This window comes from Halomonas sp. MMSF_3323 (genome assembly GCF_030733595.1).
GTDB lineage: Bacteria > Pseudomonadota > Gammaproteobacteria > Pseudomonadales > Halomonadaceae > Halomonas > Halomonas litopenaei.
The window spans coordinates 54524-69615 of the sequence record NZ_JASHIT010000031.1 but is presented as its reverse complement, the minus strand read 5'-3'; the positions used below and the strand labels follow the sequence as shown (position 1 = coordinate 69615).

At 64.2% G+C, this 15092-nt stretch carries 16 protein-coding genes; 7 read left to right on the top strand and 9 right to left on the bottom strand.

All coding sequences use genetic code 11. The features are described 5' to 3' along the window. On the bottom strand, positions 1-648 hold a 648-nt coding region (locus RBB39_RS15935; RefSeq protein WP_306169181.1), incomplete at its 3' end, for an FAD-binding oxidoreductase. 177 nt (positions 649-825) lie between these two features. On the opposite strand from RBB39_RS15935, the gene RBB39_RS15930 reads away from it, so the two are divergent. Then, a complete protein-coding gene (locus tag RBB39_RS15930) occupies positions 826-1731 on the top strand; it encodes a LysR substrate-binding domain-containing protein (protein ID WP_253029479.1) in 906 nt (301 codons plus the stop codon). Between the two features lie 131 nt (positions 1732-1862). On the opposite strand, the gene RBB39_RS15925 is transcribed toward RBB39_RS15930, so the two are convergent. Together RBB39_RS15925 and RBB39_RS15920 are read right to left on the bottom strand one after the other, a co-directional pair. Further along, positions 1863-2708, bottom strand: a complete 846-nt coding sequence (locus RBB39_RS15925) for an HNH endonuclease (RefSeq protein ID WP_222569672.1) — start codon at positions 2706-2708, stop codon at positions 1863-1865. A gap of 128 nt (positions 2709-2836) precedes the next feature. Further along, positions 2837-3721 carry a LysR family transcriptional regulator gene (locus RBB39_RS15920; protein ID WP_222569673.1) on the bottom strand — a complete coding sequence of 295 codons (885 nt, stop codon included), beginning with the start codon at positions 3719-3721 and terminating at the stop codon, positions 2837-2839. A gap of 192 nt (positions 3722-3913) precedes the next feature. On the opposite strand from RBB39_RS15920, the gene RBB39_RS15915 reads away from it, so the two are divergent. From RBB39_RS15915 to RBB39_RS15890, 6 genes are all read left to right on the top strand, one after another. Beyond that, complete coding sequence (locus tag RBB39_RS15915; RefSeq protein ID WP_045993671.1) at positions 3914-5095, top strand: MFS transporter; 1182 nt, start codon at positions 3914-3916, stop codon at positions 5093-5095. A 237-nt stretch (positions 5096-5332) separates the two neighbouring features. Further along, positions 5333-6142, top strand: a complete 810-nt coding sequence (dkgB, locus tag RBB39_RS15910; protein ID WP_045993672.1) for a 2,5-didehydrogluconate reductase DkgB — start codon at positions 5333-5335, stop codon at positions 6140-6142. A gap of 335 nt (positions 6143-6477) precedes the next feature. Then, positions 6478-6819 (top strand): type II toxin-antitoxin system RelE/ParE family toxin, encoded by a 342-nt coding sequence (locus RBB39_RS15905; RefSeq protein WP_045993673.1) that lies wholly within the window; start codon positions 6478-6480, stop codon positions 6817-6819. A gap of 9 nt (positions 6820-6828) precedes the next feature. After that, positions 6829-7131, top strand: a complete 303-nt coding sequence (locus RBB39_RS15900) for a helix-turn-helix domain-containing protein (RefSeq protein ID WP_045993674.1) — start codon at positions 6829-6831, stop codon at positions 7129-7131. A 249-nt stretch (positions 7132-7380) separates the two neighbouring features. Further along, a complete protein-coding gene (fmdA, locus tag RBB39_RS15895) occupies positions 7381-8637 on the top strand; it encodes a formamidase (RefSeq protein ID WP_045993675.1) in 1257 nt (418 codons plus the stop codon). A gap of 14 nt (positions 8638-8651) precedes the next feature. Then, a complete protein-coding gene (locus RBB39_RS15890; RefSeq protein WP_045993676.1) occupies positions 8652-8984 on the top strand; it encodes a zinc ribbon domain-containing protein in 333 nt (110 codons plus the stop codon). Between the two features lie 99 nt (positions 8985-9083). On the opposite strand, the gene nhaC is transcribed toward RBB39_RS15890, so the two are convergent. The 6 genes from nhaC to phnL all read right to left on the bottom strand — a co-directional run bounded on the left by nhaC (position 9084) and on the right by phnL (position 15087). Next, positions 9084-10523: a Na+/H+ antiporter NhaC gene (gene nhaC / locus RBB39_RS15885; RefSeq protein WP_204248967.1), complete on the bottom strand. Its 1440-nt coding sequence runs from the start codon at positions 10521-10523 to the stop codon at positions 9084-9086. Positions 10524-10770: 247 nt separating this feature from the next. After that, on the bottom strand, positions 10771-11502 hold the full coding sequence (locus tag RBB39_RS15880; RefSeq protein ID WP_083970507.1) for a DapH/DapD/GlmU-related protein: 732 nt from the start codon (positions 11500-11502) through the stop codon (positions 10771-10773). Between the two features lie 228 nt (positions 11503-11730). After that, positions 11731-12510, bottom strand: coding sequence for a phosphonate metabolism protein PhnP (phnP, locus tag RBB39_RS15875; RefSeq protein ID WP_045994231.1), 780 nt, complete (start codon positions 12508-12510; stop codon positions 11731-11733). Positions 12511-12629: 119 nt separating this feature from the next. Further along, positions 12630-13172, bottom strand: a complete 543-nt coding sequence (phnN, locus tag RBB39_RS15870) for a ribose 1,5-bisphosphokinase (RefSeq protein WP_045994230.1) — start codon at positions 13170-13172, stop codon at positions 12630-12632. After that, positions 13172-14317, bottom strand: a complete 1146-nt coding sequence (locus RBB39_RS15865) for an alpha-D-ribose 1-methylphosphonate 5-triphosphate diphosphatase (protein WP_045994229.1) — start codon at positions 14315-14317, stop codon at positions 13172-13174. The genes phnN and RBB39_RS15865 overlap by 1 nt, the downstream gene beginning before the upstream one ends. Next, positions 14314-15087, bottom strand: coding sequence for a phosphonate C-P lyase system protein PhnL (gene phnL, locus RBB39_RS15860; RefSeq protein WP_083970563.1), 774 nt, complete (start codon positions 15085-15087; stop codon positions 14314-14316). The genes RBB39_RS15865 and phnL overlap by 4 nt, the downstream gene beginning before the upstream one ends. Positions 15088-15092 lie beyond the last annotated feature (5 nt).

Here is a 15092-nt window from a genome sequence, read left to right as displayed (position 1 = left end):
CGCCGCCCCCAGTCCGCAGGCCAGTACCAGCCGTTCGGCAGACACGACGCCACGGGCGGTGTGGGCAACAAAGCCCGCCTCACCGGGGTCGATCGAGGCGACCGGATGATGAGGCCGTACGTCCACGCCAAGCGCCTGGCAGGCGCTGTAGAGTGCGCGCAGCAGAAACAGCGGATTGCAGTGGCCGTCGTGGGGTGTCCAGATGCCCCCCGGGACGTCGCCGCCAAGGCCCGGCAGCAGCCGTTGTAGCCGCTCGCCTTCCAGGTACTCCCAGCGCACGCCGGCCTCTCGGGCCCAGGGTGCGTCGTACAGTGCCTGGTACTCGGCGCAACGCTTACGCACCTCGTCGTCGTCAAGACACAGATCGACGCCTCCGGGCTGCTCGAATTCCAGATCCACCCCGGTGCGCTCGCCAAGCTCGCCGGCAAATCTCGGCCAGGCTCGACTCGAGGCCAGCGACATCGCCGCATAGGCGGGCATGCCGGCGCCCTTGCCCTGGACCCAGACCAGGCCCGCGTTGCCCCGGGAGGCCTTGAGGGCGGTATCGTGCTCATCGAGAACGCAGACGCGACGGCCACGGCGCGCAAGACCGTAGGCCACCGCCATGCCGACCACACCACCGCCGATGATCATTACCTCGTGTGCCATGGAAGCCTTGGACCCCTAGCCGTCGATTGCCGATGACTCGACGATAGAACCCACATCCCATACGATCCAATACCAATCAATGGCAAACCCATGCCCTGATGTTATGGCTCCTTTCGATGCAGGGCTGGATGCAGGGCTGATGGGTGGGTTCAGTGGAGGTTTCGATGGAGGACAGCGATGGACAGCCCCCGGCTCAGTGACCGCCAGTTGCAGGCCTTTCAACACACCATGGACAGCGGCAGCGTCACCGCCGCCGCCAGCCGCATGCGCATCGCCCAGCCAGGCGTCACTCGGCTGTTGAAGCAGCTCGAACACGACCTCGGCTTTGCGCTGTTCTCGCGGATCAAGGGACGTCTGGTGCCGACGCCGGAGGCGCGCCTGTTCTATCGCGAACAGCAGCGCCTGTGGCAGGGACTCGAGCACCTCAGAGACAGCGCCAGGCGGATTCGCCAGCGCGAGCTTGGCGGGCTCGGCATCAGCGCCATGCCGCTGCTCGGCCTGACCTTTGTCCCGGACGTCATCGCCGGGATGGCCAAGGATCACCCGGACCAGCACCTGCGGTTGTCCACCTTCCGCTCCGAGCAAGTGGTGGAAGACGTGGTCACCCAGCGCTCGGAGATCGGTTTTTCCCTGCTGGGCGGCCAGGACGAGCGCCTTGGTGCGTCAGCCTTCACCCTCGATAGCGTCTGCCTGCTGCCCCGGGATCATCCGCTGGCAAGGCACGAAAGCATCGCCCTTGAGGATCTCGATGGCCAGACGCTGATCCACTATGAACCGGGAGACCCCAGCCGCCAGACGCTGGAGCGTGCCCTGGCCGAGCGAGGCGTGACGCCGCGCTCGCGGCTGGAGGTGTCGCTGGCGCTGCAGGCGACCCGGCTGGTTGGCCAGGGCGCAGGCATCGCCATCGTCGACGCCCTCAACGCCCGCGCCATGGGCGGCAGCGACAGCATTGCGCTACCGCTGCAAGAGCCCCTGACCGAGACCTTCTACCTACTGACACCCCGGGACCAGCCGCTGTCGCGGCTGGCCGAGGAGTTTGTTCAGCGCTTTCGGCATCGGTTTGCCGAGGTGCAGGCGAGGTAGAAGAATTAGTCCAGCAGGGCGGTGGTGTCGACTTTGGTTTTTCAAATCAAGTCTCTGCGTCAACACCTTCCTACAACACCACCCACACCGAATAAAGGAGGCCCCCGACCCTTCAAGAAGACGAGAGCTTTCTACTCCCCGAAAAACACCTTAACTCGGTGATAGCGAAGATACTGCCTCACTCTTGCAGGAATCTTCGATAGCTTCATATCACGATCCACATGCAACAATCGAGCGTCATCCTCACTCAATTCCGAACTAATCAACACCTGGCCACCATCATCGAAAGAGATGAAACCCGCATCAAACAGGTGATCCAATGTAGGAGTAAGGAGCAGCCCATTCATGGGATCAAGACGTTCAGTATTAGAGCTATCCCGCCATGGCTTGATATGTGATGCCCTGAGAAAATCGCATTTCTTAACACCGGTGACTGCGCAGCCTCGCCATAGTGAAATGACTCCTGCGCGAAAAGCGCCTTGACCCACTCGGCTAGAAACGATGGCTTGGCGCTCAGTGCTTTCTAAGCCTTCAAGTTCTTCACTATGGGCCTCCACATCAATGAAAGGGTTTTGCTCGACGGTATCGTGCAAGGTGAAAACAAAGCGACTTGGGGAGTCTTCGAGAAGCTCAAATTCTTCAAGAAAAATTTCGCCAAAGTACTCGAACGGCGAGTGGTGAATATCACGATAGAACAGATGGATCTCATCGCCATTGCTGTGTGCGCTAACGATACGACTGTCGGACCCGTGCTTACGCTCGCCTTCCCAGTAGAGCCTACTGCCTTCAATATGGTCATGGTACTGGGTGAGTGCGCTTTGTTTTTCCTTGGTGACGAAAAGCACGATAAACTTGCTTTCCTTGGGCGTTACTACGCCTCGAGATATTGCTTGGAAGCTCTTAAATCCCCAATGCTCGGCAAGTTGTGGGCGCTCATAGCGTTCGCCCTTCTCCAAACTGTCGAAATTAACAGGCATCCCTTCCCCCCTTAGAAGACATCCACCCCACCTTCTTTCTACGCTAAGTCCGTTCGTGCAGCCAGGACTACTCTGAAACACCTTGCGGTATCTCAAGCCTGGACGAAGTCAGCTCCGACGCTCCCTTACTACAGCCGCAGCCTGGGCTGGATGACATCAAGAAACGCCTGAATGCGGGCAGACAGGGCGGTATTGCGGTAGTACACCGCCTGCACCAGTTCCCGGGGACCTCCGTGGCGCATGGCGTCAGGCAGGATGACCTCAAGGCGTCCGCTGGCGATATCATCGCCCACCATAAAGTTCGAATGGCAGGCGACGCCCTCCCCGGCCAGGCACAGGTTTCGCATCACCTCGCCGCTGGAAGTCGCAAGCGTGGGCGTGATCTCCTCATCCAGGCCCTCCACCGGCCAGCGATTAAGCGCTGTCGGGGCGAGAAAGCCAATCAGCTGATGATCGGCCAGCTCCGCCACCGAGGCTGGCCGTCCGGCCCGCTCGAGATAGGCGGGGCTCGCCACCAGGTACAGCCGCGAGCGCCCCAGCAACCGGGCATGCAGAGTGGAGTCCGCCAGGGCACCGATGCGAATGGCCACGTCAGCACGCTGCTCAAGCAGATTGATGATGCCGTCGCTGGCGGAGAGCTCCAGCTCGATACCGGGATAGCGACGACGAAATTCTCCCACCAGAGGTACCAGCTGGTGCAGCACGAAGGGGCTGGCGGCATCCACCCGCAGGCGCCCGCGGGGCTCGCCGCGTCCCAGCGCCAGCGACTCTTCGGCGGCGATCAAGCGCTCGAGCCCGACGCGCACCTGCTCGATAAAGCGACAGCCTTCATCGGTCAGGGCGACGCTTCGCGTGGTGCGGTTTAAAAGCGGGACCTCGAGGCGCTGTTCCAGGCGCTGCACCGCCCGGGAGACCCGCGCCACCGGGACGTCCAGACGCGACGCCGCGGCGCTGAAGCCGCCGCTATCGACCACCGCCAGCAGCAGTTCCAGATCTTCTGAGCGGGTCTTCATCGTTGCGGTTCCTGTTCGGTTCGGCACTGTTCAGTTCGTTTCTGTTTATCTCGTTTCTGTTTAGCGCGCAATTGTCTCGATAGCGACAAAGGTGTTTCTCGATTAGACGCGTTTATCGCAAAAGTCTCCTCCCCCAGACTCCGCGTCGTCAAGTCGTCTCCCGAGACGACGCCATCTCTACAGGAGAAACAGATGCCCATCGCGCTATTTGCGCTGACCCTCAGCGCCTTCGCCATCGGTACCACCGAGTTCGTCATCGTCGGACTGGTGCCCACCATCGCCCAGGACCTGGGCGTCAGCCTGCCCTCTGCGGGACTGCTGGTCAGCCTCTACGCTGCCGGTGTCGCGGTAGGGGCACCGGTACTGACCGCCCTGACCGGCCGCTTCAATCGCAAGTGGGTCCTGCTCGGCCTGATGACGCTGTTCATCGCCGGCAATCTACTGGCCTGGCAGGCCCCCGGGTATGGTTCACTGATCACCGCCCGCATACTGACCGGCCTCGCCCACGGCGTGTTCTTCTCGATCGGCTCCACCATTGCCACCAGCCTGGTCGCCAAGGACAAGGAAGCCAGCGCCATCGCCATCATGTTCACCGGCCTGACCGTGGCGCTGGTCACCGGCGTGCCGCTGGGCACCTGGATCGGCCAGACCTTCGGCTGGCGCGCGACCTTCCTGGTGGTCTCGGCGCTTGGCCCGCTCGCCCTGATCGGCAGCGCCCTGCTGATTCCTGCCAACCTCAAGCGCTCGGCTCCGGCGACGCTGGGCCAGCAACTCAAGGTACTGACCCATCCGCGACTGCTGCTGGTCTACGCCATCACCATCCTGGGCTACGGCGGCACCTTCACCGCCTTCACCTTCCTCGCCCCGATCCTCGAGCAGACCACCGGCTTCGCGCCGTCCATGGTCAGCCTGATCATGCTGGTCTACGGCGCCTCGGTGGCCATCGGCAACCTTTATGGCGGCAGGCTGGCCGACCGTCTCGGCCCCATCCCCGCCCTGACCCTGATCTTCACCGGACTCGTCGCCATCCTGCTGGTGCTCAGCGTCAGCGCCGTCCACCCGGTCGCCGCGGTGCTGACGATTCTGGTGTGGGGCGCCTTCGCCTTCGGTAACGTGCCGGGCCTGCAGGTCTACGTGGTCAAGCTGGCCGAGCGCTATGTACCCGAAGCGGTGGACGTGGCCTCAGGGCTCAATATCGCTGCCTTCAATATCGGCATCGCGCTGGGCTCGGTGGTCGGAGGCCAGGTGGTCACGCACCTCGCGCTGACCGACACCGCCTGGATCGGCGCCATCATCGTGCTGGCGGCGCTGGTGCTGACCCGACTGTCCGGCAGGCTCGATCAGCGTCGCGCCGCTCGCCTGGCCAGCGCCTGAAGCCCGCGACCCGCGACCCGCGTCACGCGACAGCCACCGAGCGAACGGGAGAGCCTCGTGGCTGTCGCATCATTGCTTCGCCTGCTAAATTTTTTTGACGACCCCTTGAAGTCGCAAGGGTCTCCCCGCATGTCATTAACGACACATCGAAGCACGTATCGGCAAAACACCGGCCTGCCGGTGACAAAGGAATCCAGGGTCCCGCTGTGCGGGCCTCGCCACGACAATGGAGCCAAGATGTCTCAGCCTATCCCCAACCCCGGTCTCGGTACCTTTCGCCTGACGGGCGACACCCTGCGTCACGCGGTCACCACCGCGCTGAAGCTTGGCTATCGGCATATCGATACCGCCCAGTTCTACGGCAACGAAGCCGAGGTCGGCTCCGCCATCGAAGCGAGTTCGGTCCCCCGCGACGAGATCTTCCTGACCACCAAGGTGTGGTGGGATCGTCTGGATCCGGTATCACTCAAGGCAAGCGTCGAGGAGAGCCTGTCCAAGCTGGGCACCGGCTACGTCGACCTGCTGCTGATCCACTGGCCGTCGCCGGACGATGAAGTCCCCATGCGCGACTACCTGACCGCCCTCAAGGAAGTGAAGGACGCCGGCAAGGCGCGCCACATTGGGGTGTCCAACTTCACCAAGGCGCACATCGATCAGGCGGTGGATATCCTCGGCAAGGGAGAGATCCTGACCAACCAGATCGAGGTCCACCCCTTCCTGCAGAACCGCGAACTGATCGCCCACTGCGAACGCCACGGCATCATCCCCACCGCCTTCATGCCGCTGGCCGTGGGCAAGGTGCTCGAGGACGAGACGCTCAAGGCCATCGCCGAGAAGCATGGCGCCAATCCGGCCCAGGTCGCCATCGCCTGGCTCAACCAGCTCGGTATCCCGACCTTCCCCTCCTCGACCAAGGAGCAGAACCTCAAGAGCAATCTCGAGGCGCTGAAGCTCGAGCTGTCCCAGGAGGACATGGACGCCATCGCCAAGCTGGATAGGGGCGAGCGTGTCGCCAGCCCCGATTTCGCACCGAAGTGGGACCAGTAGACCGGCAGACCGACGCTGCCATCGCTGATCTCTTGATGGGTTGATCGTCGATCAGACCTGACCAAAGGCGCCACCTGAGGTTACTACCGCAGGTGGCGCCTTTTTTCGCTTCTTGCGTCAGGTGTCTTGGCACAGGGTCTGACAATCTAGGCGCAAATGGCCTGTCTTGTAGCCCACGGGGCGATCGTTTCCGATAGTAAAGCCACGGGTCGACTACGGGACCGCTCGTTTATCGTCTTCATGGGGCTCGCACGTCATGACCGATGCATCTGAGCTTACAAAAAAATAGGCTTTAGCCTATATAGCCATTGAGCTATATTTGGAGAAGGGCCACCATGTGGCGGATAGCGCAGACAGAAATCTTCGAGAGGTGGTACTTCTCCTTGGGAAAGGCCGATAGGGAGAACGTCCTGGCGGCCATTCTGGTGCTGCAGGAAAGAGGACCGGCTCTCACTCGGCCATACGCCGATACCGTCAGTGGCTCAATCCACCGCAACATGAAGGAACTGAGAATTCAGAGCCAGGGAAAACCGCTACGCGCCTTTTTCGCTTTCGATCCTCAGCGGACAGGTATTCTGCTGTGCGCGGGTGACAAGAGCGGCAACAAGCGCTTTTACGCTGAAATGATCGCGATAGCGGACCGCGAATACACAGCCCATCTGAACTCACTGAAATGAGGCAACCCCATGGCCACAGATTTGGAGACGCTGATCTCCCGCGAAGATCCAGCGCTCGTCGAAAGAGCCAGGAAGAAAGCCGACGCCATGCTGCTCGAGCTCAGGATCGCTGACATTCGCAAACTGGCGGAGATGACCCAGCGCGAGATGGCGGATGCGCTGGGCGTCAAGCAACCCACCATCGCAGGACTGGAAAAAGGCGGCCAGGACGTGCGTTTGAGCTCCATCAAGCGCTATGTCGAAGCCATCGGTGGAAAGGTCAGCCTGACCATCGAGCTGGCGGATGGCAGCCAGCACGACTTTCCGGTGTAGCTCCTGACCTGTGTCGCCTTGACGCGACCTGCCCTGCCAGTTCGGTGCCATTCGTCTCCAGCCTGCCATGCCCAAGGCGCAGATCGAGCTGTGGGATCGCTTTCCGGCATACCTCCCGAAGCCACAGACGTGACAATCCAGGCATCACCTGGCCCACCTCATGGTGAGTCGAGCAAATGTTTCCGATAGTGAAGTCACGGGTCGACCACGGGGTCACTCGTTTATCGTCTTCACGGGAGCACGCGCATCATGGCCGATACTCTTATCAAGATCGATCTGCACCAATCCCCCTACGACAACGCCCAGGTGCACAACCGCTGGCATCCGGACATCCCCATGGCCGCCATGGTCAAGCCTGGCGACGACTTCATCATCGAGTGTCACGACTGGACCGGAGGCCAGATCCACAACGACGACAGCGCCGAGGACGTGCGCGACGTGGACCTTTCCCAGGTGCACTTTCTGTCGGGTCCGGTGGGCGTCGAAGGGGCCGAGCCCGGCGACCTGCTGGTGGTCGACATCCTCGACATCGGTGCCTTTGGCGACAGCCAGTGGGGCTTCAACGGCTTCTTCTCCAAGCAGAACGGCGGCGGTTTCCTGACCGAGCACTTCCCCCAGGCCCAGAAGTCGATCTGGGACTTCAACGGCATGATGACCTCTTCTCGCCACATTCCTGGCGTCGAGTTCGCCGGACTCATCCATCCCGGCCTGATCGGCACCCTGCCGTCCCGGTCCCTGCTCGAGGAGTGGAACCGACGCGAAAAGACGCTCTACGACAGCGACCCTGACCGTGTGCCGGGCCTGGTCAACCTGCCCTACGCCGACACCGCCCATATGGGAAAGCTAAACGGTGATGCCCGCGACCGCGCCGCCGCCGAGGGTGCCCGCACGGTGCCACCACGCGAGCACGGCGGCAACTGCGATATCAAGGACCTGTCTCGCGGCTCGACGGTGTACTTCCCGGTCTACGTCAAGGATGCGGGACTGTCGGTGGGCGACCTGCACTTCAGCCAGGGTGATGGAGAAATCACCTTCTGCGGCGCCATCGAGATGGCCGGCTGGATTCACCTGAGGGTCAAGCTGATCAAGGACGGCATGGCCAAGTACGGCATCAGGAACCCCATCTTCAAGCCGTCGAAGATCGCTCCGCGCTACGACGACTACCTGATCTTCGAGGGAATCTCCGTCGACGAGCAGGGCAAGCAGCACTACCTCGACGTTCACATCGCCTACCGTCAGGCCTGCCTCAACGCAATCGAATACCTGACCAAGTTCGGCTACAGCCGCTCCCAGGCCTATTCGTTGCTCGGCTGCGCGCCGGCCCAGGGCCACATCAGCGGCGTGGTGGACGTGCCCAACGCCTGCGCCACGCTCTGGCTACCCACCGATATCTTCGACTTCGACATCAAGCCCGGTGCCGATGGCCCGACGAAGCAGGTCGACGGCAAGGACCTGCCGCTGGCGCCCGACAAGGCCTCGGACCAGACATCGGACAAGGACCATTGAGGAGGAGCTGACAGATGCCCGTCTACGACTACAAGTGCCCTGCGCACGGTCTGTTTCATGAACTGGTCGCGATGGATGCCAGCGGCGATACCCAGCCCTGCCCAGAGTGCGGCGACCTGGCACCAAGGGTGTTGCTGGTGTCACCGGGGCTGCTCGACATGGCGCCGGAGCGTCGTCAGGCCATGGACAGAAATGAACGCGCGGCCCATGAGCCACGCCACGGCAACCACGCAAGCGAGCAGGACGGCGGCTGCCGGCATCGACCGCGAGACAAGCCCAGGCTGTTCTACACCGCCGACGGTCACAAGACCTTTCCGTCTGCGCGCCCCTGGATGATCAGCCACTGATCCTTGACGTACCGGCGGCAATGGAGGCGGTCACTGGATAACCCCGTCCCGCCTCCCCTCTCGCCGGGCGGCCGCGCTACCGCTCCCTTGGCGCTGTCTTCACTCCTTGGCGCCTGGTACCGCTGGCGTGGCGTCGTCCTCGGGTGCTGCCAGCGGCTTGATCGTCCAGCCGGTGTAGCCGTAGAGCACGGTGACCAGCGGCGACAGCCAGCAGAAGAAGTTGAACGGCAGATAGGCAATCGTCGCGACCCCCAGCGTCGCCGCCTGGTAGGCGCCGCCAGAGTTCCAGGGCACCAGATTGGCGGTGACGGTGGCCGAATCCTCCACCGCCCGGGACAGGTTCTCCGGCGCCAGTCCCCGCTCTCGGTAGGCCTCGGCGTAGGTGCGTGCGCCCATGACGATAGCCATGTACTGATCGCACAGCACCACATTGGCGCCGATCGACGTCAGCACCGTGGACAGGATCAGCGAGCCCCGGGTCCTTGCCGCCTTCAGAATAGTCTCGGCGATGGTCCTGAGCTGCTGGGTACGCTCCATGACCCCACCGAACATCATCGCCACGATGACCAGGCTGATGGTGTAGAACATCGAGTTCAGGCCGCCGCGACTAAGCAGGCTGTCCACCGCCTCGACACCGGTATCGGAGGTCACGCCACCAAAGGCCACCTGCATCAGTTCAGCGTAGTCGGCCCCCTGCATGCCCAGCGCACAGAGACCACCGGCGATGACCCCCAGGGTGATGCCGGGTATCGCCGGCAGCCGCTTGTAGGATACGAACAGCACCAGCAAGGGCGGCAGCAGCAGCACCGGGTTGATGACGTAGTGCGCCGCCAGGGTCTGCTGCATCACCTCGACCCGCTCGAGCCCGCCGGACGTGCCCGAGTAGTAAAGACTCAGCGCCATCTCGATCACCAGGGTCAGGCCAATGCTGACCCCGGTGGTGTAGGACATGTGCTTGATATGGGTGAACAGGTCGGTACCGGCCATGGCCGGTGCCAGGTTGGTGGTATCCGACAGAGGCGACATCTTGTCGCCGAAGTAGGCCCCGGACAGCACCGCCCCGGCCACCAGCGGCAGCGGAATCCCCAGCGAGCCGCCGATCCCCATCAGCGCCACCCCCAGGGTGCCGGAGGTGCCCCAGCTCGACCCGGTCGCCAGCGACGAGATGGCGCAGATGACCACCGCCGCCGGCAGGAAGATCGTCGGCGACAGCAGCTTGAGGCCATAGGAAATCAGCGTCGGCACCACCCCGGCCTGAATCCACACCCCGATCAGTACCCCCACCACCATCAGGATGATCAGCGCCGGCAGGGCGTTGTGGATGCCTCGCACCATGCCTTCCTGGATATCGTCCCAGCGGTAGCCGCAGCGCAGCGCCACCAGACTTGCCACGATCACCCCCAGCAACATGGGAATCTGCGGATCGAGCCCGTAGACGACGATGGATACGCCGATGCCGACCACCAGGGCGATCAGCGATACCAGCGCCTCCGTCAGGGTCGGGGGGCGCTGCACTGGGGAAAAGAGGCGGTGGATCAAAAGGGGCACTCCTGAGCAGGGTCGGTCGCCGACAGAGCCGGAGAGAATCTGCGAGCCCTGGCCACTGCTCGAGCGCTCCCCCCGACGATTCAGGAAAGCTAGGCGGCGATTCACAACGCTGCCATCAAAGCGTCATCAATCGTTTCAATTCAGCAAAGTCGCTGGCGTATGTCGGCGCCCTATAACGTCAATGTCCAACCGACTAGGGGTCATGAAGCCTCCCCCACACCGCCTGCCCCTCTTGTCCCTACCTGGATGTCCCCCGCTCCGCCTCGGCCAGAAAGTCCTCGACGTTGCCTTGAAAGCCCTTCAGATGGGCCTTGATACGCTCGTCCGGCCAGTCCCACCAGGCCAGGCGCTCGAGGCGCTCGGCGATGGTGGGGTCGTCGAAGCGTGGCCTGAGCACCCGGGCGGGGTTGCCCACCACGATGTGGTAGGCCGGCACGTCTCTGGTCACCACGCTGCCGGCGCCGACGATGGCGCCGTGACCGATGGTCACGCCGGGCAGCACGATGGCGCCGTGGCCGATCCAGACGTCGTGGCCGATAACCACCCGGTCGGCCTCGCGCCAGGCGAATACTTCGCCGTCGAGGGCCTCGTCGCTGAAGCCGAACTTGCCGGGGCGATAGCTGAAGTGGTGCAGGGTCGGCCGCCACCAAGGGTGGTTGCTCGGGTTGATGCGCACGCTGGCGGCGATGGAGGTGAACTTGCCGATGGTAGCGAACATGACGTCGCCGTCACGCTCGATATAGCTGTAGTCGCCGAGACTGACATGGTTGAAAACGCAGCGACTGCCGACCTCGGTGAAGCGCCCAAGCTCACTGTGGTGCAGGCGAGCGTCGGTAGCGACGTTGGGCCGCTCGGAAAGACGCGGGGACGTCGGCTGGGCCAGCGCGCTGGATGAGTCTCTGGGTGAGCCACTGGGCGAGTCACAAGATAAGGAGCCGTCAGACACAGACGGCGTGGGGATATCGGACATGATCAGGGGTGCTCTCGCAGATAAGTCAGCATGAAGGAAGCCAAGGCCGCAACTGGAGCAACGCCTTGCCTGGGCTTAGTACGAAAAGCCGGCGAGCGATGGTTAGACAAGGCAAAAATCGGTGAGACAGCGCAGTTTACGAGGCGTAAATGAGCACTTTGACCGGACTGTCGCACCAGCCGATTTTTAATGCCGTATTACCGAGCGCAGACACTTTTCCTGCAAGCCCTAGCAGACGGCGTCCAGGCGATCCCAGTCCTCCAACGTCTCGCCATCCCGGGCGATGCGCACCTTGGGCGGCAAGGGGGTCGGCTGGTCCAGACGCTCGGCGTCCAGTTCATGGCTGATGTGGGTGAGATAGGCCCGGGGCGGGTCGAGCCGGGTGATGATCTCCAGCGCCTGGGTGATGCTGTTGTGGTTGCGCGTCTCGAGCTGGCTGGCCGGGTGGCAGGCGTCGAGCACGACGACGTCGGCGTCCCACTGGCGCAGAAAGCGCTCGGTGGCGCCGGGCAAGCCCTGGGTGTCGGTCAGGTAGGCCAGGCGGGTGCCGCCATCATCCAGGCAGTAACCGAGGGTCGGCTTGCTGTGATTGAGCGGCACCGGGGTCACCGTCAGCCCGTCGAAGTCCAGCGGCTTGAACGGCTTGAGCCCCGGCTGAAAGTCGAGGATGCCGCTGTTGCGATAGAGATCGGCGCAGCCGTTGGGGTCCTTGGGGCCGTAGACCGGGATCGACGTGCCGGTCCCCCAGCGCAGGTGAAACAGCCCCTGCACATGGTCGGCGTGGTAGTGGGTGACGAAGAAGGCGGCGGGACGCTCCAGCTCGCAGCTATGGGCCAGGTCCATGCGCCCGGCGTCGAGCAGGTAGCGCCGGCCGTCCACGCTCAGCTCGGCGCAGCAGGGGCCACGCTGATGGCTGGTGAACACCCTGGCCCGAGTGCAGGCGCGACAGTCGCAGCCGAAGCGAGGCACCTGGGCGCTGTCTCCGGTGCCGTTGAAGCGAAACTCCATGGAAGTCTCCGAGCTGAAGCAAGGGGCACAAGCCGCTTGCGCTGGTGAGGTGGTACGCACTGCCGCTGTAGTCGGCGATCGACACAAGGCCGGCGCCGACAGGCTCGACGCCGGCTCCGTCAGTGGCGGGAGGCGATGATCGCCTCCAGCGCCCGGACGCTCTCGTCCAGGCTGCCACCGTTGTCGACGCGATCCAGTGCCGGATGGCAGCGCTCGAGTTCGGCCTCCACCTCGGCGTGGCGCGCAAGGCGCGCCTCGATCTGATCGACGCTCTCGCGCCCGCGCCTGGCGAGCCGCTCACGCAGCACCCCGGGCGGGGCGGTCACCACCACCGGCGTGAGGCGCTCGCCGAAGCGCGCGCGGGCGGCCGCGAGCTCGCGACGACTGCCGTTGAGCAGCACCGTGGCCCCGGCCGCGAGCCAGGCCTCCACCTCGATGCCAACGCCGTAGTGAAGCCCGTGGGCGACCCAGTCAAGGCAGAACAGGCCGCGTGCCCGCCGGGCCTCGAACTCGGCCGGCGACAGCGCCACCGAGTCCTCGCCGACGCCGCTTGGCCGGGTGATGTAGCGGTGCGCCACCAGCAGGTCCGGGCGCCGCTTTCGCACGGCGTCGAGCAGGCTGTCCTTGCCCACGCCGCTGGCGCCGATCAGGTAGACCAGCATCAGTGCACCTGCCTGCCCGCGCACCACACGCGCTGGACCAGCGGATGGCCGTCGACCTCGCGCACCCGCACCAGATCGGCGCGCAGCCCCTGAGCGATACGCCCGCGATCGTCCAGGCCCACGGCCTCGGCCGGCCTACGCGAGGCCGTGGCCACCGCGCGGGGCAGGTCGTAGCCGTCCTCCATGGCGGCGATACGAAATACCGCATCGAGCAGCGCCGCCGGGTAGTAGTCGGAGGACAGGATGTCGAGCACGCCCAGGCGCACCAGCTCGGCCGCGGCGATATTGCCGGAGTGGGAGCCGCCGCGGACCACGTTGGGGGCGCCCATCATCACCGCCATGCCGTGACGATGGGAGGCCTCGGCGGCCTCCCGGGTGGTGGGGAACTCCGCTACCCGGGTGCCGTACTCGAGGCTTTCCGCCACGTGGGCGACGGTGGCGTCGTCATGGCTGGCCAGGGCCAGGCCGCGCTCGCTGCACAGCTCGGCGATGGCGCGACGGTGGGCGCTGGAATAGGCGGCGCTGTTGGCCAGCTGCTTCTCGATAAAGGCCTCGAGGCTGGCATCGTCCAGGCCGTACTTGCCCTGGTAGTAGACCCGGTAGGCGTCAAGGCTGGCGAACTGGCGCTGGCCCGGCGAGTGATCCATCAGCGACACCAGCCCCAGCAGCGGCGAGTCCATGAAGCTCTTGAAACGCGCCAGAGTATCCGGGTGGCACACCTCGCAGCGCAGGTGCAGACGGTGGTCGACCCGGGCCATGCCGTTGTCGTTGATCGCAGCCAGCGAGGAGACCATCTCGTCGAGGGCCCCGTGGCGCATGCTCTGCTCGTCGACGTCACCGATCGACACTGCGTCGAACACCGTGGTGATGCCGCTGGCGGCCATCTGGGCGTCGTGGGCCAGCGCCGCCTGGCGGCCCGGCCAGGACACCTTGGGCCTTGGCTGGAAGTACTTTTCCATATTGTCGGTGTGCAGCTCGATCATGCCGGGCATCAGGATATCGCCCTGGCAGTCGGTCACCCCCGGGAGCGACACCGGGCCACGTTCCAGCGCCTTGATCACGCCGTCCTTGATCACCAGGCTGCCGTGCACCACCTCGTCGTCGAGCACCAGCCTGGCGTTGGTCAGAATCTGATCCTGGTTCATGAAAGGGACTCCCCGGAGTCGGTCTGACGAAATGAGGTATGGTCTGACGCGGTGCGGTCAGCGTCGGTGCCACCAAGCAGCATATGCCCTTCCAGCTCAAGCAGGCGATCGGCGACCCGCTCGCGCACCTCCTCGTCGTGGAAGATGCCGAGCATGGCGGTGCCACGGGCCTTGGCCTCCTCGATCAACTGCACCACCACCTCGCGGTTGGCGGCGTCCAGCGACGCCGTGGGCTCGTCGAGCAGCAACAGCGGGTGTTCGGCGATAAAGCCACGGGCGATATTGACCCGCTGCTGCTCACCGCCGGAGAAGGTGCCTGGCGCCAGCTCCCACAGCCGCTCGGGCAGGTTGAGCCGCGCCAGCAGGGCCTCGGCACGGGCGCGGGCCTCGGACACGTCACAGCCCCGGGCCAGCAGCGGCTCCATCACCACCTCCCGGGCCGAGACCCGGGGCACCACCCGCAGAAACTGGCTGACGTAACCGATCACGTCGCGCCGCAGCAGGTGCCAGGCATGGGCCGGCAGCGCCGACAGCTCCAGCTCGCCATCTTCGAAGTGCAGCGTCAGCTGCCCGCCGCTGACCCGGTAATTGCCGTTGACCATCTTCAACAGGGTGCTCTTGCCGATGCCGCTGCGCCCGGCCAGCACCAGGCACTCGCCCGGCGACAGGGACAGATCGAGACCGCGCATCACCGGCAGCGCCTGGCCGCCCTGGGCGTGCAGCACGAAGGTCTTGTCGAGCCGCCGGGCGGTAAGAAAGGGGGACGTCATCTTGG

Bases quoted from the DNA above. Each gene is read 5' to 3' on its own strand.
- RBB39_RS15930 (WP_253029479.1), top strand. From the start codon at position 826: ATGGACAGCCCCCGGCTCAGTGACCGCCAGTTGCAGGCCTTTCAACAC.
- RBB39_RS15925 (WP_222569672.1), bottom strand. From the start codon at position 2,708: ATGCCTGTTAATTTCGACAGTTTGGAGAAGGGCGAACGCTATGAGCGC.
- RBB39_RS15920 (WP_222569673.1), bottom strand. From the start codon at position 3,721: ATGAAGACCCGCTCAGAAGATCTGGAACTGCTGCTGGCGGTGGTCGAT.
- RBB39_RS15915 (WP_045993671.1), top strand. From the start codon at position 3,914: ATGCCCATCGCGCTATTTGCGCTGACCCTCAGCGCCTTCGCCATCGGT.
- dkgB (WP_045993672.1), top strand. From the start codon at position 5,333: ATGTCTCAGCCTATCCCCAACCCCGGTCTCGGTACCTTTCGCCTGACG.
- RBB39_RS15905 (WP_045993673.1), top strand. From the start codon at position 6,478: ATGTGGCGGATAGCGCAGACAGAAATCTTCGAGAGGTGGTACTTCTCC.
- RBB39_RS15900 (WP_045993674.1), top strand. From the start codon at position 6,829: ATGGCCACAGATTTGGAGACGCTGATCTCCCGCGAAGATCCAGCGCTC.
- fmdA (WP_045993675.1), top strand. From the start codon at position 7,381: ATGGCCGATACTCTTATCAAGATCGATCTGCACCAATCCCCCTACGAC.
- RBB39_RS15890 (WP_045993676.1), top strand. From the start codon at position 8,652: ATGCCCGTCTACGACTACAAGTGCCCTGCGCACGGTCTGTTTCATGAA.
- RBB39_RS15880 (WP_083970507.1), bottom strand. From the start codon at position 11,502: ATGTCCGATATCCCCACGCCGTCTGTGTCTGACGGCTCCTTATCTTGT.
- phnP (WP_045994231.1), bottom strand. From the start codon at position 12,510: ATGGAGTTTCGCTTCAACGGCACCGGAGACAGCGCCCAGGTGCCTCGC.
- phnN (WP_045994230.1), bottom strand. From the start codon at position 13,172: ATGCTGGTCTACCTGATCGGCGCCAGCGGCGTGGGCAAGGACAGCCTG.
- RBB39_RS15865 (WP_045994229.1), bottom strand. From the start codon at position 14,317: ATGAACCAGGATCAGATTCTGACCAACGCCAGGCTGGTGCTCGACGAC.
- phnL (WP_083970563.1), bottom strand. From the start codon at position 15,087: ATGACGTCCCCCTTTCTTACCGCCCGGCGGCTCGACAAGACCTTCGTG.